Source organism: Mycobacteroides chelonae CCUG 47445, from assembly GCF_001632805.1.
Taxonomy (GTDB): domain Bacteria; phylum Actinomycetota; class Actinomycetes; order Mycobacteriales; family Mycobacteriaceae; genus Mycobacterium; species Mycobacterium chelonae.
The window spans coordinates 533,891-557,302 of sequence record NZ_CP007220.1 but is presented as its reverse complement, the minus strand read 5'-3'; the positions used below and the strand labels follow the sequence as shown (position 1 = coordinate 557,302).

The following is a 23,412-nucleotide window of genomic DNA, read 5'->3' as shown; positions in this document are numbered from 1 at the left end:
CCTACTGTATCAACCAAGCGCTTGTTTGGTCACCGCTTAATGGCGCATGTCACGCCCGCTGGCTCGACACCGAGATGACCTCACCGGTCAGATAGCTCGAGTAATCGCTGGCCAGGAAGGCAATGGTGGAGGCAATCTCCCACGGCTCGGCGGCGCGACCGAATGCCTCATCGGAAGACAGTTTGTCCAGCAAATCCGAGGATGTCACCTTGTCGAGGAACTTGTGCCGGGCAATGCTCGGGGCCACCGCGTTGATGCGTACGCCATGCTCGACGGCCTCGATGGCGCTGCATCGCGTGAGAGCCATGACGCCGGCCTTGGCGGCGGCGTAATGCGATTGTCCGTACTGCGCGCGCCAGCCCAGCACGCTCGCGTTGTTGACGATGACACCACCGTGACCGGCCTCGCGGAAGTACCGCAGGGCCGCGCGGGTCGCGCGGAACGTGGAGGTCAAGGTGACATCGAGAACTCGGTCCCACTGTTCATCGGTCATATCGGCGACGGGAGTCTCACCGCCGAGCCCGGCGTTGTTCACCAGTACGTCGATACGGCCCAGCGCAGCAACGGATTCGACGATGAGTGCGTCGACTGCCGCGGTAGAGGTGACATCACACACCACCGCGGCCACCTTGCCCAGCCCGAGGGCCGCGAGCTCGTCGCGCGTCTCGGCGAGGCGGCGCTCGTGATAGTCGGAAACGACCACGTCGGCACCCTCGGCCAGAGCACGGCGCGCGGTCGACGAGCCGATCCCGGTTCCGGCGGCTGCGGTCACGACGACTGCCTTGCCCTTCAGAAGACCGTGTCCGTCAATCTCTTTCGGTGCCTGGGACAAGCTCACTTAGCGCGCCTCTCTGGGTAGTCCGAGCACCCGCTCGGAGATGATGTTGCGTTGGATCTCATTGGAGCCGCCGTAAATCGTGTCGGCACGGGAGAAGAGGAACAGACGCTGCCATTCGTCCATCTCGCCGTCATCGGTCAACAGGGTCGACTTTCCGATGATCTCCATCGCCAACTCGCCCAGGTCGCGATGCCAGTTGGCCCACAACAGCTTTGACACATTGTCCTGGCCGGGACGCTCCTCGTCCATGGTGGCCAGCGCGTAGGCACGCATGGTACGAAGCCCCACGTAAGCCTGGGCCAGGCGCTCACGGATCGCGGGGTCGTCCGCCGAACCGTTGGACTTGGCAAGCTCGACAAGCCGCGAAAGCTCACGGGCATAGGTGATCTGGTTACCCAAGGTCGAGACACCACGCTCGAAGGTCAGGGTGCCCATGGCGACCCGCCAGCCATCGCCGGGCTCGCCTACCACCAGATCGGCGGCGGTGCGCGCACTGTCGAAGAACACCTCGTTGAACTCCGAGGTGCCGGTCAGCTGAATGATCGGGCGGATCTGGACACCTGGCTGCTCAAGGGGCACCAGCAGATACGACAGACCCTTGTGTCGCGCCGATCCGGGTTCGGTACGCGCGACCACGAAGCACCACTGTGATTGCAGCGCCAGCGAGGTCCACACCTTCTGCCCGTTGATCACCCATTCATCACCGTCCAGCACCGCGGTGGTGGACACGTTCGCGAGGTCCGACCCCGCGCCGGGTTCCGAATATCCCTGGCACCACAGCTCAGTGACATCGCGGATAGCCGGGAGGAAGCGCCGCTGCTGCTCAGGGGTGCCGTAGGCGATGAGCGTCGGTCCGAGCAGCTCCTCGCCCAGGTGATTGACCTTGTGCGGCGCCTCGGCGCGCGCGTACTCCTCATAGAAGATGACGCGCTGACTCACGGTGGCTCCGCGACCGCCGTGCTCGACGGGCCAGCCCAGGCAGGTCCAGCCCGCGGCGGCCAGGTGACGGTTCCAGGCGAGGCGCTCTTCGAAGGCCTCGTGCTCACTGCCCGGGCCGCCCAGGCCCTTCAGCTCGGTGAACTCGCCGACAAGGTTCTCGGCCAGCCATTCCCGGATCTCGGCACGCACCTGATCGTCGGATATCTCCGACAACGGACGCTCGGAAGCCGCTTGGAACTCACCCACACCTGTAGGCTAACCTACCAAGCACTTGCTTGTTATTGGAAGGTGGGTCGGACGCGTATGGAGTCGGCGCAGCAGACACCCGAACTCACCATCCCTGCAGCGTTGGACCAGGCAGCAGCCCGTTTCGGCAGTCGCGACGCCCTCTACGCGGACGGCTCCTGGCTGACCTTCTCAGAACTTCGCACCCGTGCGCGGCGCTTCGCCGCAGCGCTGATCGCACTCGGGGTCGAGCACGGCGATCGCGTGGCCATCTGGTCCCCCAATTCCTGGCATTGGCCCATCGCCTGCCTGGGTGCGCAGTACGCGGGGGCCGCCGTCGTCCCGATGAATACCCGCTACACCGTCGACGAGGCGACCGACATTCTGCAGCGCAGCCAGGCCCGCGTGCTGGTGTCTGTCGGGGTCTTCCTCGGTTCGGACCGCATCACCCAGCTGGACGCCGCAACGCTCCCCGACCTGCGGCACATCGTGCGGGTCGCGGTGGAGGCCGGCGACCGATCCGACTGGGACGAGTTCGTCGCGCACGGAAACGACGTCACCGACGAGGACATCGACGCCCGGCGGGACACCGTCGAGTCCGAGGACATCAGCGACATCCTTTTCACCTCCGGCACCACCGGGCGCAGCAAGGGCGTGCTGTGCATGCACCGTCAACCGCTGGCCGCCTCCCTGGCCTGGGCCACCTACGGCGAATTCACCGAAAACGACCGCTATCTCTGCGTCAATCCGTTCTTCCACAACTTCGGGTACAAGGCGGGCATCCTGGCCTGCCTGCAGACCGGCGCGGCACTCATGCCGCAGCTGACCTTCGACCCCGAAAAGGCCATGGCCGCGGTCCAGGAGCACCAGATCACCGTGCTGCCCGGCGCGCCGACCATCTTCCAGATGCTGCTCGACCATCCGGCACGCAAGAACTACAACCTGACCTCGCTGCGGTACTCGGTCACGGGTGCGGCCGTCGTCCCGGTGGTGCTCATCGAACGCATGCAATCTGAACTGGATTTCGATCTGGTGCTTACCGCCTACGGCCTCACCGAGACTCAGGGTTTCGCCACAATCTGCCGCTCCGATGACGACGCGGTCACCGTCGCGACCACCTGCGGGCGCCCGATGATTGGCTACGAGCTGCGGATCGACGGCGCGCAAAAACCTGGCGACGAGGGCGAAGTGCTGCTGCGCAGTGCCAATGTCATGAAGGGCTATCTCGACGATCCGCAGGCCACCGCCGACACCATCGACTCCGATGGCTGGTTGCACACCGGTGATATCGGCAAGCTCGACGAGCGGGGCAATCTCACCATCACCGACCGCCTCAAGGACATGTACATCTGCGGCGGGTTCAACGTGTATCCCGCCGAGATCGAGCAGGTCCTGATGCGCCTGGAGGGTGTGTCCGATGCCGCCGTGATCGGCGTTCCCGATGCGCGCCTCGGCGAGGTCGGTAAGGCGTACATCGTGCGCAAGCCCGATGCAATTCTGGACTCGCAGGCAGTAATCGATTACTGCGCACAGCATGTGGCGAACTTCAAGAAACCGCGGTTCGTCGAGTTTCTCGACGAACTTCCCCGCAACCTGGGCGGCAAGGTGGTCAAACCCACCCTGCGCGCCATGCACGAGGAGTCTGCGTAATGGACCTATTGCTTGACGACGAGACCGAGGCATTCCGGGCGGAGGTGCGTGAGTTCCTCGCCGCCAACGTCCCGAACCCGCCACTGCCCTCCTACGACTCCCCGGAAGGTGCGGTGGCGCACCGACAATGGGAGCGCACCCTCTACGATGCGGGATTCTCCGCGGTGTCCTGGCCCAGGGAGTACGGCGGTCGTGACGTCACCCTGCTGCAGTGGGTGATCTTCGAGGAGGAGTACTTCAAGGCGGGAGCCCCGGCGCGCATCAGCCAGAACGGCATGTTCCTGCTGGGCCCGACGTTGTTCGCGCATGGCACCAAGGATCAACTGGATCGCATCCTGCCCAAAATGGCCAATGGTGAGGAGATATGGGCGCAGGCATGGTCGGAGCCGGAATCCGGTAGTGACCTGGCCTCGCTGCGCTCCCCAGCCCGCAAGGTCGACGGGGGCTGGCGCCTGTCCGGTCAGAAGATCTGGAGCTCGCGAGCACCCTTCGCGGACTGGGCATTCGGGCTGTTCCGATCCGACCCGGCGGCCCAGCGCCATCAGGGATTGACCTACTTCATGTTCGACCTCAAGGCCGAGGGCGTCACGGTGCGCCCCATCCCGCAGCTCGACGGCGACCCCGGCTTCGCCGAGATTTTCCTGGACGACGTATTCGTTCCTGACGAGGACGTCATCGGCGGGGTGCACGACGGCTGGCGCGTGGCCATGAGCACCTCAAGCAATGAGCGCGGCATGTCACTGCGCAGCCCCGGCCGTTTCCTGGCCACCGCCGATCGGCTGGTGGACTTGTGGAAATCGGTTCCGGACAACGGGTTCGCTTCCGAACGCGTAGCGGATGCCTGGATAGCGGCACAGGCCTACCGGCTGCACACCTTCGGCACCGTCACCCGGCTGACGGGTGGCGGCGAGCTGGGTGCCGAGTCCTCGATCACCAAGGTGTTCTGGTCCGAATTGGATGTCGCCCTGCACGAGGCGGCCTTCGATCTACGCGGCGCAGATGGCGAACTGACCGGGCCGTGGACCGACGGGTATCTGTTCTCCCTCGGCGGCCCGATCTACGCGGGTACCAATGAGATTCAGCGCAACATCATCGCCGAGCGCATCTTGGGCCTCCCCAGGGAAAGCAGCGCAAGCGCTCGCACGGGAGGTGCCAAGTGAGGTTCGATCTGGACACTCAGCAGCGGGATTTCGCCGCCAGCATCGATGCCGCCCTGTCGGCGGCCGACGTTCCCGGCGCGGCGCGCGCGTGGGCCGCCGGCAATCACGAACCCGGGCTGGCCGTGTGGTCAACGCTGGCCGACCTCGGCGTCACGGCCCTCGCGGTATCCGAGAAGTATGACGGCATCGGGGCACACCCCATCGATCTGGTTGTCGCCCTTGAGAGCTTGGGCAAGTGGGCGGTACCCGGACCCGTTGTCGAATCGCTCGTGGTGGCACCGGTCTTGTTGGTTGAGGACGAACGGTCCGCACAACTTGCCGCCGGAGAACTCATCGCCACCGTGGCCGCACCACCCATCGCTCCGCGCGCGCTCGATGCGGACGTCGCCGGTCTGGTGCTCATCGCCGATGACATCGGATTCCGTGAGGGGCAAGCCGGCCCGCAGCATGAGTCGATCGATGCCGCCCGTCGGCTGTTCGACGTGACGCCGACCGGCGGCGGTGTCTCCGTGGACACCAGCCGTGCCATCGACTTTGGTGTGCTTGCTATTTCGGCACAGCTGGTCGGCGCCGGACAGGCCCTGCTGGACCGCGCCGTGGAGTACGCCAAGCAGCGTTCCCAGTTCGGCCGGCCGATCGGCTCCTACCAGGCCGTCAAGCACAAACTGGCCGATGTACACATCGCGCTGGAGCTGGCACGCCCTTTGGTGTACGGCGCCGCACTGGCCCTCGCCGACGAATCCCCCACCGCCGCTCGCGATGTGAGCGCCGCGAAGGTCGCCGCCGGCAAGGCCGCCTACCTTGCCGCGCGCTCTTCTCTACAGACTCATGGCGCCATCGGCTTCACCGCCGAATACGACCTTTCGCTGTGGATCCTCAAGGTGCGGGCGCTGACGGCGGCGTGGGGCACACCGGAATGGCACCGTGCGCGTGTACTGGAGGCACTGTGAGTACTTCCTCAAACGACGAACGGCAGATGCTGCGTGACACCGTCCGTTCTTTGGTGACCAAACGAGCCGACTCGGCAGCGGTGCGCAAGGCGATGGAATCCGAGCGAGGCTTCGACGAGAACCTGTGGACCGTCCTGTGTGAGCAGGTCGGAGCGGCAGCGTTGCTGGTTCCGGAGGAGTTGGGCGGTGCCGGAGGCGAGCTCGCGGACGCGGCCGTCGTGGTGGAAGAACTCGGCCGTGGGCTGGTGCCCAGCCCGCTGATGGGCACCCTGTGGGCGGAGCTGGCCCTCCTCGACGCCGGCTACCAGGGTGAACTACTGGAATCGCTGGCGGCCGGTGAATCGATCGGTGCGGTGGCCTTCGACCCGGGATACGTCCTCAACGGAGCTATCGCCGATGTAGTGCTCACCCTGGACGGCGACGAAGTACACCGAGCGGAGAACCTCACCGCTACTGCGTTGTCCACGATGGATCCCACCCGCCGACTCGCCGCAGTCGTGGTCAGCGGAAACGAACCGATCGGCACTGCCCCAGGACTGATCGACAAGGCCGGGCTACTGCTGGCCGCCGAGCAGGTGGGCGCAGCGGCACGCGCCCTGGAACTCACCGTCGAATACACCAAGACCAGGGTGCAGTTCGGCCGTACGATCGGCAGCTTCCAGGCCCTCAAACACCGGATGGCCGATCTGTATGTACTGGTTGAGTCCGCACGCGCCATCGTGTACCAGTCCATCCAAGACCTCACCGCCGAGGCCGCGACCGTAGCGAGAATCAAGGCCAGCGAGGCACTCTCGGCAGTTGCCGCGGACTCGATCCAGTTGCACGGCGGTATCGCCATCACCTGGGAGCACGACGCCCACCTCTACTTCAAGCGCGCACACGGCAGCGCGCTGCTGCTGGGAACACCACGTCAGCTACTCCCAAGCCTGCAGAGCGCCGCGGGACTGTAGGTTCCCGGCCTAGACTCCGGGCATGCAGACCAAAGCCAGCCCCTGGCCCGCCTACCGGCTCGCCGCCGTGCTCCTCGGCGTCGGCGTCGTACATTTCGTCGCGCCCAAACCCTTCGACGACATCGTCCCGGCCCAGCTGCCTGGTGAAGCCCGGTTCTACACGTACGCCTCGGGTGTTGCCGAGCTCGGAACCGGTGCGCTGCTGCTGGCCCCGAAGACACGCAGGCTCGGCGGTACGCTCGCGGCGCTCCTGTTCATCGCCGTCTTCCCCGCGAACATCAACATGGCGCGGCAGTGGTGGGACAAGCCGCTGCCACTCAAACTCGGCGCCATCGCCCGGCTACCGTTGCAGATCCCGATGATCACCGAGGCCCTGAAGGTGCGCCGGACCGCGTAACGGCCTGCCAGCGCACGTCTAGTCGTAGATGACGGCGTTTCCCTTGCGCTGGAGATCGTCAAGCCCCGCAAGGAACTTCTCCATGAATTCAGGCGGAGGCCCCACCCAGTCTTCGACCTCACCCACGATGCGGACGGGCTCCCGGCTGCGGTAGGAGTGGGTCGGATTCCCGGGGAACTTCTTGTCCGTCACGTTCGGATCATCTTCCAGGGTGCCCTCCGGTTCCACGATGTAGACATGACCCCTGCCCTCGCCTTTGGCCATGATGGCGGCGAGTCCCGCGCCGATCAGTGTCCTCGTCACGTAGACGTGGTTCATGACGCGGCCCTCTTCGTAGTTCGACAGATGCCCGGGGGTCAACAGATCTCCTATCTCGAGGTCGGCCTTGGTGCCATGGAAGTAGGCGCCCGACTCGTGCGCCTCGAAAAAGTTCGGCATCGTCATACCCGTTCCCATCAGTCGAAATTCGTGGTCGCAGGATTGTGCGTCACGATGGGGGCCTTGCCGCAAGCCCCCCTTCGTGACATATTTTGAAAGGGGACAAGCCAAAAGGTTGACCCCACAACCGCTCAATGGTCGGCTTGATCCATGACGCTGCAAATATCCGACCGCGAACGCGAAGCCCTGGCACAGGTCACTACGTTTCCGCTGCTGGCAGCGATCACCGGGCGCCGGTCCCGACGCTTCCCTCTCGGCGGACGCATTCCCGACGGGCCGCTCGCCTACACCAGCAGTCATCCAGTCAGACCGATATCGGAAGTCGAACGGGCGCTGATCCTTTCGGTGGTGGGGGGTGTAACCGGATGGCACTATGGCATCACTTATCACCCCGGATACGCCCCCGCGTTCCCGAACTATTCCGGCAGTGCGACTGGACGCACCTTTCCCTCCGCCGCCGGATTTCACACCAGCCAGCTCTTCTTCACCGATGACACCGGGATCTACCTGCTGCCGACACGTGATGAACCCCCTCGCGAGTTCGCGTCCATCGAGGACTGGATCACCCACACCGCGGACTCCTATGTGCGGATTTCGGACAAACGTCTGGAACTGCCGCGAGAGGAGCCGTACATGGAGGGCCACAACACCTGGATCGGGAATCACCCGGGCAGCCTGCTGGCCTTCCCGGTGGCCGATCTGGCAGAGCACCTGATCGCGAACCTGTCTTTCTTCGCCGCGAACGGCTACCTGGTCTACGACGATGTCAACAACCGGAGCATTCCCGGCACCGAAAAGTTCAGCAGTTTAAGGAATTACGACGACCCCATTCCGTTGTCTTTTGTGGAGCAGTACACGCTCACCGAGGCCAGCGCCGAACTGGCCACCGCAACTCACAATGGGGTGCTCCTCCTTCAAGCGCTCGGGCTGGGTGGATGGATGTTCGACGGGCTCGACCGGCTTTCGGTGCTCGGCGGCTCCGGGGACCCACGTGCACCCGGTATCGGGTTCCGTTCCGACAACGACGATCGGTGGCCATTTCCGAATGCCACCGGTCTGGATGGATTCTTCGAAACCCTCAGTCCCCCACATGTACCGACGGTCGCGGCGGGCGTCCAGAAGTACATCGAGCGCAAGTACGGCCCCGGCGGCCCCTTCCACCCCGACACCCCTGGCGCCTGGGCGGATTCACGCAAGGTGCGCGCGGCCGCGTTACCAGCCGAGGCAATCCAGGAGATCGTTACGACGGAGGCCTCGTACATTTACGACACCTTCGGAAAGATTCCCGGCACCGTTCCGACCGTCCATGTCTTGATGTATTTGCAGGCTCAGAACATCGATCTGGGCTTCTACGACACGCACTTCGGCCCGGGCGCCTACCTGTCGACACACGCCGAACACGCCGGGCGCTGGTATGGCGACTAATTGCCAGAACATTTAACGCCCTGCATATCGATGGAAATGCATTTGCCCACTCGGGTACGTTGGGCGCATGCCGACAACCGCGGACTTCACGCTGCGCTATGACCGTTGGTACCTACCGATCGCCACGGCGATGGGGCTGGGAACACGTCGCACCATCATCCGAATCTCCGACGGCGTATTGACCGTCAAGCACGGATGGGCCTTTGCCATCACAATCCCGCTGACGAGCATCCGCTCGGCAGTCGTTCGCACGGAGAAGCCGTTGGCATGGGGCGTGCACGCCAGCGGTACCGGTTGGCTCGTCAACGGTTCACGCGAGGGCATTGTCGACATTCAGTACGCGCCGCCGATCAAACCGAAAGCACCGATGTCCTTCGGCCCGGTCGGCGGCCTGCAACTCAGTCTCACTGACCCGGAGGGGCTGGTTTCGGCGCTGAGCCGCCGGGGGTAGCACAATCTGGATATGCGCCGACGACACCTGCTCCAACTCGGAACGGCAGTGGCAGCGGGCCTCGCGCTGACTTCCTGCGCGGACACTACCGACGAGCCGCACGATAATGGCGAGGTGAGCGACGGCGAGACCTGGCGCATGCCCGACGAGGGCGAACCACACCTGCGAACCTGGATGGCCTTCGGCGCCAGTGACGAGATCTGGGGCCGGCGGCTGAACCGAAAGGTCCAGCAGAATCTGGGTGCGATCGCCCAGGCCATCTCACAGTTCGAACCGGTGTCGATGCTGGTACGACCGCAGGAGATCGAACTGGCGCGCCAATTGGCCGGACCCAATGTGGAATTGGTTCCCGCACCGCTGGATGACCTATGGATTCGTGACAGCGGGCCGGTCTTCGTCCGCAACGAAACCGGCAAGGCAGCTGTTGATTTCAACTTCAACGGCTGGGGCAACAAGCAGAAGCACGACTCCGACGCCAAGGTCGCCGCCGAGGTCGCCAAGCGCGCTGGAGTGCGGGTCCTTCACACCGATCTCGTGCTCGAAGGAGGCGGTATCGAGGTTGATGGGGAGGGCACCGCGATCATCACCGAGAGTTGCGTCCTCAACAACAACCGCAACCGGGGACGCTCCAAACAGGATGTCGAGGCAGAGCTGCGGCGCCTACTTGGTCTTCAGAAAATCGTTTGGCTACCGGGCATCGCGGGCATGGACATCACTGATGGTCACACCGATTTCTACGCGCGATTCGCAGGACCGGGCATCGTCGTCGCAGGGTTGGATAACGACCCCGACTCGTTCGACTACGACGTGACGCGCCGGCATCTCGACATCCTCGAAAAAACAACGGATGCGGCCGGGCGTCCACTGCGCGTGGAAGTACTCGAGGCACCCGAGCAGGGGCGCGATGACTTCGAATCAGAGGACTTCGCAGCGGGTTACATCAACTTCTATGTGTGCAATGGCGGCGTCATCGCTCCCGAGTTCGGAGACCCGGACGCCGACACGGCAGCCAAATCCACCCTGGAAGCCGTCTTTCCCGGACGCAGGGTGGTCCAGCTCGACATCGACGGTATCGCCGCGGGCGGTGGCGGCATCCACTGCGCCACCCAGCAGGAACCGCGATAGGCCGCCCTCAGCTCACCACCGAACGCGGCGCGCCGGGCCCGGGATCGATCTGCACCGGACCCGATGCGGACGGCGTCACCGGAAAATCGAAGATCGCCGTCGGGATATAAACAGTGGCACAGGAATTCGGGATATCGACGACACCGGACAGTCGCCCCTCGATGGGCGCTGCACCCAGTAGGAGATAGGCCTGCTCCGGGCTGTAGCCGAACTTTGTCAGGTAATCGATGGCATGCAGGCAGGCCCGCTGATACGCCAAATGTGAATCCAGATAGCGCTGTTCGTCGTCGAGAGTGACCGAGGTCCCCGAGAAGGCCAGCCATTGCGAGTACTGCGGATCGGTGTTACCCGGCATGAAGATCGCGTTCTCCGACACCCCGTAGGTGTCCATCCCGCCCTTGAGCACGTCGACATGCAGATCGATGAAGCCACCCATCTCAATGGCTCCGCAGAACGTGATCTCGCCGTCTCCCTGCGAGAAATGCAGGTCACCCACCGACAGCTTGCCGCCAGGCACGAACACCGGGTAGAACACCCGGCTGCCCTTGGTCAGATTCTTGATGTCCTGATTGCCGCCGTTCTCCCGGGGTGGCGCGGTCCTGGCCGCCTCCTCCGCCGCCCTGTCAAAGGTGTCGCCGGTAAGCCCACCAAGTACCGCATCCCTGGGTTCTGGCGGAAGAGCCAGTGCGGGAACACGATAGGGGTCAGTGGCGATCAGCGCACCCTCACGGGCGTTCCAGCGCGTCAGCAATTCCGCCGACGGCGCCGTCCCCATCAGCCCGGGATGCACAATCCCGGTGAAGCTGACGCCGGGGATGTGGCGTGAGGTTGCGGTTTGACCCGAGAAGTCCCAAATCGCCTTGTACGCATCGGGAAACTGCTCGGTGAGGAATCCACCACCGTTGGTCGTCGGGAAGATGCCGGTGTAACCCCAGCCCTGCCCGGCCAGTGGCCCGGAGTCTTCCTGAGGAATCGGGCCCACATCGAGAATGTCGACGATCAGCAGGTCCCCCGGCTGCGCACCCTCCACCGAGAACGGCCCCGACAGTGCGTGCACGGTGGTCAGTGGTGCGTCACGGATGTCGTCGGCGGAGTCGTCATTGTGGATCGCACCGTCGAACCATTCGCGGCAGTGCACCCGAAATGAAGTACCGGGTTTGACGACGGCGGCCGGCGGAATGTCGGGGTGCCAACGGTTATGCCCGACGATCTGTTGTTCGGTGAACTTCTTGCTCGAATCCAACGGGAACAACACTTCGGGCATGGCAATCCTTCCGATCAGGGACGAGGTAACTTGCGATGCAACGGATTTGACGTCACTGGAATCGATCGGCGCGCGGTGGGCGGCGCAGCCACCACCGACGGCTCACAGGCACTGCGCCGGGTATCGTCGAGCAGACGCATGCGAGACGAGGTGCCACGACTCATCCCGGCTATGCCGAAAACCCGGTGCGCCGACCCAGGGCAGCCGGGGCAGGGCACGTTATCGGGGGCGGTCGCCAAGGGAAAATTCCGCGACGTACTGCCGCAGCTCGTGCAGCGATACTCGTACAACGCCATGACCCGCCCTCACCGAGGTAGCACCTGGATCTGAGACGTTACGCCGGATCGGTCAGGCCTGCAGGGGAAATCGATGGCAGGCCGGTTACAACCAGGTGTCCTCGGTGGTGGCGGTGAGGAACGCCTCCAGGTCATTGCGCCAATCGGCGGGCGTGGTCTTGTCGGGCTCGATGCCGGTGTACTGCCCTCGGTAGAACAGCAGCGGCCGGGTGGCCGTCGGGTTCTCGGGGATCTCACTCAATTCGTTGACCGACCCGAACACCACCCAATGGTCTCCGCCGTCGTGGACGGTGGCGACCTCGCAGTCGATGTGCGCCAGCGACCCGTCGATGATTGGTGATCCCAGACCCGATGGATGCCAATCTATTCCAGCGAACTTATCCGGCTCTCGTGAGCCGAACCGCGCCGAAACCTCACGCTGGTCCTCGGCCAGCACGTTTACGCAAAACCTGCCCGATGCCTCGATGGCAGCCCAGGATCGCGACTGCTTTGTCGGGCAGAACAGCACCAGCGGTGGCTCCAACGAGAGCGCCGCGAACGACTGGCACGCAAACCCCACAGGCTCGCCGTCGTGCGTCGTGGTGATGATGGTGACGCCGGTGCAGAACTGCCCCAGCACATTCCGGAACGCCCGCGGGTCAATGGCCGTCACTGGTTCAGCTTCGCACCGATGGTGAAGTCGTGGCCCCACAAGCTAACCGCGGTGCTCTCCCGCGCGACCCAGGACTCGTCTTCGACCTGGCGTCCCTCGCAACCGAATTCGATATCGAATCCACCCGGTGTCTTCATGTAGAAGGACAGCATCAAGTCGTTGACATGCCGCCCCAAGCTGGCCGACATCGGCACCTTGCGGCGCAGCGCGCGGTCCAGGCACAGGCCCACATCGTCGGAGTTCTCCACCTCAACCATGAGGTGCACGATCCCGCTCGGGGTCGGCATCGGCAAGAACGCCAGGCTGTGGTGACGCGGGTTGCAGCCGAAGAAGCGCAGCCAGGCCGGCTCGCCGTCAGCGGGACGGCCCAGCATCTGCGGCGGGAGCCGCATGGAGTCACGCAGCTTGAACCCCAGCACGTCTCGGTAGAAGTGCAGCGATTCGGCATCGTTCTTGGTCGACAGCACCACGTGCCCCAGGCCCTGCTCCTCGGTGACGAACTTGTGCCCGTACGGGCTCACCACCCGCCGATGTTCCAGGGCGACACCGTGGAACACCTCTTGGATGTTGCCCGACGGATCCTCGAAGATGATCAGCTCATCGACACGGCGCTCGGCCTTCTCCTGCGCGGTGCCCTCCTTGTAGGGAGTGCCGTTGGCTTCCAGCGCTTCCCGAACCTGTTGCAGTCCGGCGGCGTTGGCGGCCTCCCACCCGGTGACCGACAGCCGGTCGTGTTGGCCGGGGAAGATCACCAGACGGGCAGGGAAGTCGTCCATGCGCAGGTACAGCGCACCGTCAACCGTGCCCTTGCCCTCGACCATGCCGAGGATCTTGAGCCCGTACTCACGCCAGGCCGCCATGTCGGTGGCCTCGATGCGCATGTATCCCAGTGAGCGGATGGCGTCCATTCTCGGATTCCTCCTAATACCCGGCGTTAAACCATTGTGTCGGTGGCGGGCAGCTCGAAGGCGTGGTTACCCCAGATTTGGTAAGCCCGCTCGGCGTCGTTGGCGGCGTGCACACGACCGGCGTGGGCATCACGCCAGAATCGCTGGACCGGAGCATCGTTGGACAGCGCGGTAGCACCGGAGTTCTCGAACAGCAGGTCGATCGAGGCGATCGCCCGGCCAGTAGCACGCACCTGATCGCGGCGGGCCGCGGCGCGCAGCTCGAACGGAACCTCCTGGCCCGCCGAGATGAGCTTGTACTCATCGCCCACATTCCCGATCAATTGACGCCACCCGGCGTCGATATCGCTGGCGGCCTCGGCCACCCGCACCTTGGTGAACGGATCATCCTTGGCCTTCTCGCCGGCGTACGCCGCGCGCACACGCTTACCCTGGGCCTCGACGTGGGCGTCGTAGGCGCCATAGGCCATACCTATGATCGGCGCGGTGATGGTGGTGGGATGCATGGTGCCCCAAGGCATCTTGTACACAGGTGCCGTGTTGGTCTCGTAACCACCGGCTGTCTGGTCGTTCATCTTCTTGTACGACAGGAAGCGGTGCGACGGCACGAACACGTCCTTGACGACGACGGTGTTGCTGCCGGTGCCACGCAGACCCACGACGTTCCATACATCGTCGATCCGGTACTCGGTACGCGGGATCAGGAAGCTGCCGAAGTCGACCGGACGGCCGTCCTTGATCACGGGGCCACCGAGGAACGCCCACGTGGCGTGGTCGCAACCCGAGGACCAGTTCCACGCACCGTTGACCAGGTACCCGCCGTCGACGACGACACCGGCACCCATCGGCGCGTACGAGGAGGACACCCGCACGTTGGTGTCGTCACCCCACACCTCTTCCTGCGCTTTCTGGTCGAACAGTGCCAGGTGCCAGTTGTGCACCCCGATGATCGAGGAGACCCAACCGGTGGAGCCGCAGGCACTGCCCAAACGACGCACCGCCTCGTAGAAGGTGGTGGGCGCGGTCTCATATCCACCCCACTGCGAGGGCTGCAGCAGCTTGAAGAAGCCGATCTCCTGCAGTTCGGCGACCGTGGCGTCAGGCAGACGCCGCAGGTCCTCAGTCTCCTGCGCGCGCTTGCGCAGGATCGGCAGCAGGTCGTCAATTCCTGCGAGAACCGCCTGAATCTCGTCCCGCTGTTCGGTCGTCGTCACTGCATTTCCTCCACTGCTGTAGTTAGCATCAGTCGGCACAAACTAGGGCTAGTAGTTCGCGACACCCGCTGTACACCCACGGTGGTAGCGCGTGTTCCCTGCTGAGACTAGAACACGTTTCGATCTGTGTCGACACCGCCTCGCCTACCCCAGGAAGGCGGGCTCATCTGGAACGAAGCGACGACGGTGTTGTAGGGCCAAAGGTCAATTCTGTAACCTGTTCTAGTTCCACGAAGCTGTGGCTCTTCGCGCAAGCGGCTCATCGCCCCCGGGCGACGTACAACTGACGGAGGAAATCACGTGACGGACGTTCCGCTGGGGAAACACGTCCTCGAGGTTCGCATCGCCGAGGTGATCGACGAGACCGCCGACTCCCGGTCGCTGGTCTTCGATATCCCCGAGGACGCGGCCGACAAATTCGCGTACACACCCGGCCAGTACCTCACGCTGCGTATCCCCTCCGATCGCACTGGATCGGTGGCACGCTGCTACTCGCTATCCAGCTCACCGCATATCGATGAGCGGTTGACGGTCACGGTCAAACGCACCGTCGATGGTTACGGGTCCAATTGGCTCTGCGATAACGCGCATGCCGGCATGCATATGCACGTCCTGGCACCCTCCGGAGTTTTCGTCCCCAAAGAACTCGATCGCGACTTCCTGCTGCTGGCCGCCGGTAGCGGCATCACCCCGATGATGGCGATCTGCAAGTCCGCACTCTCACAGGGCAGCGGCAAGGTGGTGCTCATCTACGCCAACCGCGACGAGCGGTCGGTGATCTTCGGTGCGGCACTTCGCGAGCTGACGGCGCAGTATCCGGATCGGTTGACCGTCATCCATTGGCTCGAATCGGTCCAGGGGCTGCCCTCACAACAAACCCTGGCCACGCTGGCCGCCCCGTTCGCGGCCGGACACGAGGCCTTCATCTGTGGCCCCGGACCGTTCATGGATGCCTCGGAGGCCGCGCTCAAGGGCAACGGCATGCCCGCGGATCGCGTGCATGTCGAGGTTTTCCGTTCCCTGGAGAGCGACCCGTTCGCCGAGGTGGTGCTGGCCGAGCCCTCCGACGACGATGAACCGCCCGCCACGGCCACCGTCGAACTCGACGGCGAGACCCACACGGTCAGCTGGCCACGGAGCACCGTCCTGCTCGACGTCCTACTCGCAAAGGGACTGGACGCGCCGTTCTCTTGCCGCGAGGGGCACTGCATGACCTGCGCCTGCATCTTGAAGGACGGCAAGGTCCGCATGCTCGTCAACGACGCGCTGTCGCAGAACGACCTCGATGACGGGTACATCCTGGCGTGCCAGGCGGTTCCCGAGACCGACGATGTCAACGTCACCTTTGATGAGTGAACGCCGGGTTCAGAAAAAAGATCTCAGCGACGCGGCCTCATCGGGCCGATACGATTCCCCCATCATGAGCTCCCTGAAAGCGGCACTGGCCGCCGTATCACTGGTGGTCACTTCCCTGGTCTTCCCGGGTACGGCCACCGCCGAGGTCAAAACCACCGACGTCAGCACGCCCGTCGACGAGGGGCGTCAGCTCGAGGTGCACGCCACGGCCGACTGCCGCAAGGTCGAACGGCAGTGCTATTACACCGCGAGCTTCAACCTTCGGACCCCCAACGGGATTGAGGGATTCGGGGGTGATCTGTGGGCCAAGCAGACCACCGAGCTGCGTACCTCGGACCGGATGAACTATCTCTGGGTGCAATGGGCCGACAATCCGAACACCGTGGAGCACAACGGCGGTAGCACCTGGCTGCTCACCACCGTCTACTTCGGTGGAGGTGACGTCGACCGCTTCCGGATCACCGGCACCACCCAGCCAACCGACTGGGCGACCGGGCAACCCAAGCTCGACGCCGACTACATCGTGTGCAGCCACGTGGAGGCCAGTATCGGTGGCCGGAGCGTGATCTCGCCCGACGCCTGCGCACAGGCCCGCTTCAGCTAACCGTCACCCGGCTGGCGGATGTATGCAGCGAGGAAATCGCTGCACTCAAACAACTGCGGCGATATCGTCGGGCCTGTCGAGCGGGATACCTACATCACGGATATCTTCAGCCAGCGCATCGGGATCGGCCCCAAACCGCGCTGCCGGAAACAACAGATCCACGTCCACAAGTAGCGTGCCGTCTCGCCACCAGTGAAATCGATACGCCGCGTTGACATTACGAAAATGCGACACAACCGTTCGTCCGACAGACATCGGTTCGATGAGGCGCTCAGTCACCCCCACGTAGCCGTTGATCTCAGCAATCAAAGCCCACCCGTCATCGATGTCGGCCACGCCAATCAGCTCCCCGGACGATTCGCCGCCGCCGGTCCAGTCGGAGACGTCGCGGTCGTAATGCCGCTGATGAGCGTCACGCAGTACGCCTCGGCCCAATCCGGGCGCCACTGACTCCACCACGCGTAGTCGGCCAACGTCGCAGCCATAGTGCTGCCACACTAGCGCGGCAGACCGAGCACCCGCTCTGACCATGTAGGTGTGCTGCCCGCGTCTATGCGACAACAATTGGTCAGGCCGGTAGTTGTCGCATAAACGCGGGCATCAGACGTGTGTTGGTTAAGACGCCAGTCCGACAATGTCGGCGCACCGTGGCATGGTGCTGAGCATGAACGCTCGGGCCCGGTCGCTGCGCACCGATTTGCGTTACCTGCTCGTCCTGCATATCCATCGCCACGGGCTCACCACGGTATCCGAGATGGTCACCATGTTGGCGGACATAGGTTTTGACGTAGATGGCCGACCATCAAAGATGATCTCGGATGCACTGCGCACCGATGTCAAGCTCGACCGAGTTCGTCGACGCGGCCGTGGCCTCTACAGTCCGGGCGCTCTCCCGCGCAGCACCCAACACCGCATGCACACCCGAGCTGACCGCCGGATGTCAACGCGGCAGACCGAGTAGCCGCTCCCCTGCCACGCTGAGCAGGATCTGCGTGGTGCCCCCGGCAATCGACAGACACCGGTCTCGCATGAACAGCCACACCTCGTGTGACTCCACCGCACCATGAGAGTCCACGTAGTCGAGGATGTGCTCCGAGAGCCCCTGACGATGCCGCACGCCGACGAGCTTGCGCACACTCGAGGCCGCACCCGGATCCTGACCACCGATTGCGCGCAGCGCGGTACGCAGATCCAGCAGCGCGCCCGTTTGCGCCGAGCACACGAATACTCCGAGCGTATCCAGTTGTGCCCCATCTAATGCTGTGTCTCCGATGAGCGTCAGCAGCGACTCCATGGCCTCGTCGAGCGTGCCGCCGCCGGCCATCGCCACCCGCTCGTTGGCCAGTGTGGTGCGGGCCAGGCGCCATCCGTCGTCGACCGAGCCGACCACGTTCTCGTCCGGAACGATGACACCGTCCAGGAAGACCTCGTTGAACATCTCCTCACCGGTGATCTCGCGTAGCGGCCGCACGGTGATCCCCGGGGTCTTCATGTCCAACAGGAAATACGTGATGCCCTTGTGCTTGGGGACATCGGGATTGGTGCGCGCCAGGCAGATCGCCCAGTCCGCGATCTGCGCCTTAGAGTTCCAGACCTTCTGTCCGTCGAGCTTCCATCCACCGTCGACCCGGGTTGCCTTGGTGCGCAACGCCGCAAGATCACTGCCGGCACCGGGCTCGGAGAAAAGCTGGCACCATTCGATCTCACCGCGCAGTGTCGGAGCCACGAATTGCGCTATCTGCCCCGGAGTTCCGTGCTCAAGAATGGTTGGAGCCGCCCACCAACCGATCACGAGGTCGGGGCGGGTGACTCCCGCGGCATGCAGCTCCTGATCGATGAGCAGCTGCTGCGCGGCCCCGGCGCCCAGCCCGTAGGGCGCGGGCCAATGCGGGGCCAGGAAACCCGTCTCGGCCAGCCGAACCTGGTGTTCATCCTTTGGCGCCGAAGCGATTTCCGCAGCAGTGGCAGCGACCTGAGCCCGCTGGGTCTCCACCTCGCCGAGGTCGATGGTGAGGGAGCGGCGAGTTCCCCCGAGCGTCAACGCGGCGGCCTTACGCCGCCATACCGCCGGCTTACCCAGGAAGGACTGCAGTGAGTAGGCGCGCCGCAGGTACAGGTGCGCGTCATGCTCCCAGGTAAACCCGATGCCGCCAAGAATCTGAATGCAATCCTTGGTGTTGACCACCGCGGCATCGACCGCCACCGCCGCCGCGACCGCAGCGGCAAGCGAAAGCTGCTGGAAATCAACACTATCGACCACCGCATCCTGCGCGCATCCGGCGGCATCCCAGACTGCGACATCTGCCTGCTCGACCCGGCACAACATTTCCGCACACATGTGTTTGATGGCCTGAAAGCTGCCGATCTGCTTACCGAACTGCTCGCGCACCTTGGCGTACTCGACGGCGGTCTGAAGCGCCCAGCGCGCCACACCTACCGCCTCGGCCGCGAGGGTCACCGTCACCAGATCGGCGACCACGGCCTTCGGCAGACTCACCGGATGCGCCGCGGCGCCGTTCAGGGTGATCGCGGCCCAGGGGCGCGAGAAATCGGTCGCCTTCTTGACGTCCACCGTGACACCTGCACCCGCGCAGTCGACCAATACCCAGCCATCGGGCCCCGGAGCAAGCAGCACTCCGTCGACGGTGCCGCCCAGCACCGCGGGCAACACGCCCGATGCCAGCCCGTCGGCGACGGTCAGGCTCCCGGTGAGGGCCAGGCCCGACGTGCGCTCCCCGGAGGTCAGCGCCGCCACCAATTCGGCCGGCCCGTCGGCCGCGAGCACCACAGCAGCCAACGCACTGGTGGCAACCGGCCCCGGCACCAAGGACGCCGCGGCCTCGTCGACCATCACGATCATGTCGTCGAATCCGGCCCCCGAGCCGCCCGCGGCCTCGGGCACCGCGACGCCGAATATTCCCAGCTCAGCCAGCCCGGCATAGGCCGGGCCCCACCCGTGGGGGTCGGATTCCATCTTGCGGACCGACTCGATGACAGCCGCGCTCTTGGCCCACTGACGGACCGCGTCCCGGGCGGCTTCCTGGACATCGGACGACACAGATTCTCCTCGGCTTGATTCGGGTACACAAGACTAGAACGTGTTCTAATATCGTGATTGGGTTCAGTGTAGTAGGAACGCATTCAGGCTGTACAGAGCACTACCGGAGGGCCAGGGAGACCTGAAACGACCGACGGTCATCCGTATAGTCGTGCGCTGAAACCGTCCCGTGGACATACGGGATTGAGCACAGGGAGTACAGACGCCATGGCAACGCCTCGGACATCTCACGCATCGGAAGCCGTGCAGTCGGATAACGGTGACACCGACGCCGCGAATCAGCCTGCCGCTGTCTCAGCACTGTCCGATGACGATCTCGGTTCCACCGCGCAGCGCGAGCGCCGCAAGCGCATCCTGGATGCCACCTTGGCCATCGCGTCCAAGGGCGGTTACGAAGCGGTGCAGATGCGTACCGTCGCCGAACGGGCAGACGTCGCCGTGGGCACGCTGTATCGGTACTTCCCGTCCAAGGTGCATCTGCTCGTGTCCGCGCTGGAGCGCGAGTTCGAGCAGATCGACGCCAGATCGGATCGCAATACCGTCAGCGGCAGCACCGCGTACGAACGCCTGCACACGGCCATCACCCGGCTGAATCGCAACATGCAGCGCAACCCCCTCCTTACCGAGGCGATGACCCGCGCGTTGGTCTTCGCGGACGCTTCCGCCGCCGGTGAGGTTGATCACGTGGGCCGCCTGATGGACGGAATTTTCGCCCGCGCGATGGCCGGTGACGACGACCCGTCCGACGCACAGTTCCACATCGCCCGCGTCATCTCGGATGTCTGGACCTCCAACATGATTGCCTGGCTGACACGTCGGGCGTCGGCGACCGACGTGAGCCACCGTCTCGATCGCACCGTCAGATTGCTGCTTGGCATTACCTGAGCAGCAACGCTTGGCCTAGCCAGCCCGCTGTAGGTAGCGGACGTAGACTCGGGACCCGTGGTGAGTGCCCAAGATCTGCCTGTCGAACTGCGCCGGGCTCTTTCCGAAGTCGCCCGTACTCCTCGGCTGTTGGTGGCCTCCGACTACGACGGAACCATCGCCCCGCTGGTCAACAACCCCGATGACGCACGCCCACACCCCGAGTCGACCACGGCGTTACGGGCGTTGGCGGGGCTGCCGTCAACAACGTCGGCGCTGATCTCCGGGCGCGCACTGCGCGACCTGGCGACCCTGTCGCGGCTGCCCTCCGAGGTACATCTGGTCGGTAGCCACGGATCGGAGTTCGATGCCGGATTCGTGCACGCCATCGATGGAGACGCCAAGGCGCTGTTGAAGACCATTGCCAACAAGCTGTCGGCCATCGCCGCCGAATACGCCGGGGTGGCCATCGAGCTGAAACCGGCGAGCGTCGCACTGCACGTGCGCAATGCCTCCGAGGCGGACGGCGATGCCGCGCTGTCCCAAGCACTTACCGTGGCCAACGGGTGGGGCGCGCAGGTCACCGAGGGCAAGAAGGTTCTCGAATTTGCGGTTATACCCACCGACAAGGGACAGGCTCTCGACATCTTGCGCCATCAGGAAGGCGCGACGGCCGCGGTGTTCTTCGGCGACGACGTCACCGACGAGAAGGCGTTCAAGCGGCTACATGGCCCCGACGTGGGCGTCAAGGTAGGCGACGGAGAAACACTGGCCGGATACCGCATTCCGGACACCGAATCGGTGGGCACCGCACTGGCTTTCCTGCTTGAGGAACGTCGCACCTGGCTGCTCGGCGGTCACGCCACCCCCATCGAGCGTCTCACCATGCTCGCCAATTCGCGCACGCTCGCGCTGGTAACTCCCACCGGTGACAGCACCTGGATGTGTCACCCGGAACCCGACTCGGCAGCAGTCTTCGCCCATCTCCTCGGTGGGGATGAGGCCGGGCATTTCACCATTGGCCCCGCACGGTCGGCGCTGCCACTCGGCCAGAAGTACATCGACAGCACCATGACTGTTGAAACACGTTGGGCCAGTCTGCAGGTCACCGACTACCTGGCTCACGATGAGATTCCCGGACGTACCGATCTGATCAGGGTTGTCACCGGCGAGGCCGATGCGGTGGTCACGTTCGCCCCGCGCCCCGAGTTCGGTCAGGCACCCGTGCAGCTGGTGGCCGACGAGGGCGGTCTGCGGGTGCTGGGCACCAACGATCCGATTGTGCTGCGCGCCCCCGGCGTCACCTGGAGCATCTCCGCCGACGAACAGACCGCCACCGCGACGATCAGCCGCTCCAACCGGCCGATTGCTCTCGAATTGCGCTGCGGTACCGAGGATTTAGGGCATAACCCTGTTCCCGAGCCTGAGCTGCGGCGCCGCGCCGAGTCGTATTGGCGCGACTGGGCGCAGACCCTGACCCTCCCCGAGCGCAAGCCCGGACTGATGAAGCGCTCGGCCCTGACGCTGCGCGGCCTGGTGCACGCAGAATCCGGCGCGATCCTTGCGGCCGCCACCACGTCATTGCCGGAAGACATTGGCGGCATTCGCAACTGGGATTATCGGTACTGCTGGCTGCGTGACGCCTCGATGACCGCATCGGCACTGGTGGCGTTGGGATCGCTGGGCGAGGCCGAGGGCCTGCTGGGCTGGCTGCACCGAGTACTGGAGCACCTGCCCGGCCCGGATCGTCTGCACCCGCTGTACACCTTGTCCGGAACGGTGCTGCCACCCGAGGCGGTGATCGACTCGCTGCCCGGATACGCGGGCTCGCGCCCGGTCCGCGTCGGCAACGCCGCCAATTCACAAGTACAGCTGGACGTCTTCGGACCAGTGGTGGAACTGATCCACGATCTGACTCACGCCCGTAAGCGTCTCGGGCACGCCGAACCGCTGACCGATGCCGACTGGAACCTGGTATCCGACATGGTTCTTGCCGTCGAACGCCGGTGGTACGAACCCGACCACGGAATCTGGGAGATCCGCGGCAATCCGCGGCACCACGTCTACTCCAAGGTGATGTGCTGGGTGACCGTGGACCGCGCGGTGAAACTCGCCGAAGAGTTCCAGCGCGAGACTCCCGCGGGCTGGGCCGGACTACGTGACGAGATCGCCGCCGAGGTCATCGAGAAGGGGTGGAACGACTCGGTCAAGTCCTTCACGGCCGCCTATGACGGCACAGATCTGGATGCTGCCACCCTGTACATCGGACTGTCTGGCCTGATCGAGCCCACCGACCCCCGGTTCACCGCGACAGTAATCGCCACTGAAGCCGAGTTACGCAGTGGTGCAACGGTTTACCGATACCACCGTGATGACGGCCTGCCCGGCGGAGAGGGCGGATTCCACCTATGTGCCGCCTGGCTCGTCGAGGCCTATCTGCTCATCGGTGCGCGATCGCAGGCCGAGCTGCTGTTCGACCAGTTGGTCAAGGCCACCGGCCCCACCGGCCTGTTGTCCGAGGAGTACGACCCGGTGGCCGAACGCTCGCTGGGCAATCACCCGCAGGCGTACAGCCACATCGGGCTGCTGCGCTGCGCCGCCCTACTTTCCTAACCGGCCATTTCGCCGCGCCACCGGCGGCGCGGGCA

At 64.5% G+C, this 23,412-nt stretch carries 22 protein-coding genes and 1 pseudogene; 13 read left to right on the top strand and 10 right to left on the bottom strand.

The window, feature by feature from the left end; translation table 11 throughout:
- Window positions 1-49: 49 nt before the first annotated feature.
- Both ipdF and ipdE1 read right to left on the bottom strand, forming a co-directional pair.
- Window positions 50-838, bottom strand: a complete 789-nt coding sequence (gene ipdF, locus BB28_RS02810) for a (5R,7aS)-5-hydroxy-7a-methyl-1-oxo-2,3,5,6,7,7a-hexahydro-1H-indene-carboxyl-CoA reductase (RefSeq protein ID WP_046252438.1) — start codon at window positions 836-838, stop codon at window positions 50-52.
- On the bottom strand, window positions 839-1,981 hold the full coding sequence (ipdE1, locus tag BB28_RS02805) for an acyl-CoA dehydrogenase IpdE1 (protein ID WP_046255478.1): 1,143 nt from the start codon (window positions 1,979-1,981) through the stop codon (window positions 839-841).
- 99 nt (window positions 1,982-2,080) lie between these two features.
- Here ipdE1 and BB28_RS02800 point away from each other — a divergent pair, with 99 nt between their 5' ends.
- From BB28_RS02800 to BB28_RS02780, 5 genes are read left to right on the top strand one after another with little or no spacing between them, the layout of a single operon-like run.
- Window positions 2,081-3,652: a FadD3 family acyl-CoA ligase gene (locus BB28_RS02800; protein WP_046252437.1), complete on the top strand. Its 1,572-nt coding sequence runs from the start codon at window positions 2,081-2,083 to the stop codon at window positions 3,650-3,652.
- The gene (locus BB28_RS02795) at window positions 3,652-4,812 is read left to right on the top strand and encodes an acyl-CoA dehydrogenase family protein (protein WP_046252436.1); all 1,161 of its coding nucleotides are present in this window, start codon (window positions 3,652-3,654) and stop codon (window positions 4,810-4,812) included. The genes BB28_RS02800 and BB28_RS02795 overlap by 1 nt, the downstream gene beginning before the upstream one ends.
- Complete coding sequence (locus BB28_RS02790; RefSeq protein WP_046252435.1) at window positions 4,809-5,762, top strand: acyl-CoA dehydrogenase family protein; 954 nt, start codon at window positions 4,809-4,811, stop codon at window positions 5,760-5,762. Before BB28_RS02795 ends, BB28_RS02790 begins: the two co-directional genes overlap by 4 nt.
- On the top strand, window positions 5,759-6,712 hold the full coding sequence (gene ipdE2 / locus BB28_RS02785; protein WP_046252434.1) for an acyl-CoA dehydrogenase IpdE2: 954 nt from the start codon (window positions 5,759-5,761) through the stop codon (window positions 6,710-6,712). Before BB28_RS02790 ends, ipdE2 begins: the two co-directional genes overlap by 4 nt.
- 22 nt (window positions 6,713-6,734) lie before the next feature.
- On the top strand, window positions 6,735-7,109 hold the full coding sequence (locus tag BB28_RS02780) for a DoxX family protein (RefSeq protein WP_030095763.1): 375 nt from the start codon (window positions 6,735-6,737) through the stop codon (window positions 7,107-7,109).
- Window positions 7,110-7,127: 18 nt separating this feature from the next.
- Here BB28_RS02780 and arr read toward each other — a convergent pair whose 3' ends face one another.
- The gene (gene arr / locus BB28_RS02775) at window positions 7,128-7,553 is read right to left on the bottom strand and encodes an NAD(+)--rifampin ADP-ribosyltransferase (RefSeq protein ID WP_046252433.1); all 426 of its coding nucleotides are present in this window, start codon (window positions 7,551-7,553) and stop codon (window positions 7,128-7,130) included.
- Window positions 7,554-7,697: 144 nt separating this feature from the next.
- Between arr and BB28_RS02770 the strand changes: the two genes are divergently transcribed.
- The 3 genes from BB28_RS02770 (at window position 7,698) to BB28_RS02760 (ending at window position 10,548) form a co-directional block, all read left to right on the top strand.
- The gene (locus tag BB28_RS02770) at window positions 7,698-8,972 is read left to right on the top strand and encodes a hypothetical protein (RefSeq protein WP_046252432.1); all 1,275 of its coding nucleotides are present in this window, start codon (window positions 7,698-7,700) and stop codon (window positions 8,970-8,972) included.
- A 67-nt stretch (window positions 8,973-9,039) separates the two neighbouring features.
- Window positions 9,040-9,423, top strand: coding sequence for a hypothetical protein (locus tag BB28_RS02765; protein ID WP_046252431.1), 384 nt, complete (start codon window positions 9,040-9,042; stop codon window positions 9,421-9,423).
- 12 nt (window positions 9,424-9,435) lie between these two features.
- Window positions 9,436-10,548: an agmatine deiminase family protein gene (locus tag BB28_RS02760; protein ID WP_046252430.1), complete on the top strand. Its 1,113-nt coding sequence runs from the start codon at window positions 9,436-9,438 to the stop codon at window positions 10,546-10,548.
- A 7-nt stretch (window positions 10,549-10,555) separates the two neighbouring features.
- On the opposite strand, the gene fmdA is transcribed toward BB28_RS02760, so the two are convergent.
- From fmdA to hsaA, 5 genes are all read right to left on the bottom strand, one after another.
- Entirely contained in the window at window positions 10,556-11,812 is a 1,257-nt protein-coding gene (fmdA, locus tag BB28_RS02755) for a formamidase (protein WP_046252429.1), read from the bottom strand.
- A gap of 14 nt (window positions 11,813-11,826) precedes the next feature.
- Complete coding sequence (locus tag BB28_RS24355; RefSeq protein ID WP_075874108.1) at window positions 11,827-12,108, bottom strand: zinc ribbon domain-containing protein; 282 nt, start codon at window positions 12,106-12,108, stop codon at window positions 11,827-11,829.
- Between the two features lie 85 nt (window positions 12,109-12,193).
- Complete coding sequence (gene hsaB / locus BB28_RS02750) at window positions 12,194-12,760, bottom strand: 3-hydroxy-9,10-secoandrosta-1,3,5(10)-triene-9,17-dione monooxygenase reductase subunit (RefSeq protein WP_081252194.1); 567 nt, start codon at window positions 12,758-12,760, stop codon at window positions 12,194-12,196.
- Window positions 12,757-13,668, bottom strand: coding sequence for an iron-dependent extradiol dioxygenase HsaC (gene hsaC, locus BB28_RS02745; RefSeq protein WP_030095769.1), 912 nt, complete (start codon window positions 13,666-13,668; stop codon window positions 12,757-12,759). Before hsaC ends, hsaB begins: the two co-directional genes overlap by 4 nt.
- A gap of 26 nt (window positions 13,669-13,694) precedes the next feature.
- Entirely contained in the window at window positions 13,695-14,882 is a 1,188-nt protein-coding gene (gene hsaA / locus BB28_RS02740) for a 3-hydroxy-9,10-secoandrosta-1,3,5(10)-triene-9,17-dione monooxygenase oxygenase subunit (RefSeq protein ID WP_046252428.1), read from the bottom strand.
- 300 nt (window positions 14,883-15,182) lie between these two features.
- Here hsaA and BB28_RS02735 point away from each other — a divergent pair, with 300 nt between their 5' ends.
- Window positions 15,183-16,238 (top strand): ferredoxin--NADP reductase, encoded by a 1,056-nt coding sequence (locus BB28_RS02735; protein WP_046252427.1) that lies wholly within the window; start codon window positions 15,183-15,185, stop codon window positions 16,236-16,238.
- Between the two features lie 64 nt (window positions 16,239-16,302).
- Entirely contained in the window at window positions 16,303-16,842 is a 540-nt protein-coding gene (locus BB28_RS02730; protein ID WP_046255476.1) for a hypothetical protein, read from the top strand.
- 45 nt (window positions 16,843-16,887) lie between these two features.
- Here the strand turns inward: BB28_RS02730 and BB28_RS02725 are convergent.
- Window positions 16,888-17,327: pseudogene (locus BB28_RS02725) on the bottom strand (DUF6461 domain-containing protein).
- Window positions 17,328-17,506: 179 nt separating this feature from the next.
- Between BB28_RS02725 and BB28_RS02720 the strand changes: the two are divergent.
- On the top strand, window positions 17,507-17,803 hold the full coding sequence (locus BB28_RS02720; protein WP_046255474.1) for a hypothetical protein: 297 nt from the start codon (window positions 17,507-17,509) through the stop codon (window positions 17,801-17,803).
- Here the strand turns inward: BB28_RS02720 and BB28_RS02715 are convergent.
- On the bottom strand, window positions 17,783-19,900 hold the full coding sequence (locus BB28_RS02715; RefSeq protein WP_046252426.1) for an acyl-CoA dehydrogenase family protein: 2,118 nt from the start codon (window positions 19,898-19,900) through the stop codon (window positions 17,783-17,785). The two genes, BB28_RS02720 and BB28_RS02715, sit on opposite strands and share 21 nt — an antisense overlap.
- A 207-nt stretch (window positions 19,901-20,107) precedes the next feature.
- Here BB28_RS02715 and kstR point away from each other — a divergent pair, with 207 nt between their 5' ends.
- Together kstR and otsB are read left to right on the top strand one after the other, a co-directional pair.
- Window positions 20,108-20,785: a cholesterol catabolism transcriptional regulator KstR gene (gene kstR / locus BB28_RS02710; protein ID WP_046252425.1), complete on the top strand. Its 678-nt coding sequence runs from the start codon at window positions 20,108-20,110 to the stop codon at window positions 20,783-20,785.
- 60 nt (window positions 20,786-20,845) lie between these two features.
- Window positions 20,846-23,377 carry a trehalose-phosphatase gene (gene otsB, locus BB28_RS02705; protein ID WP_046255473.1) on the top strand — a complete coding sequence of 844 codons (2,532 nt, stop codon included), beginning with the start codon at window positions 20,846-20,848 and terminating at the stop codon, window positions 23,375-23,377.
- The last annotated feature ends 35 nt before the right edge of the window (window positions 23,378-23,412 follow it).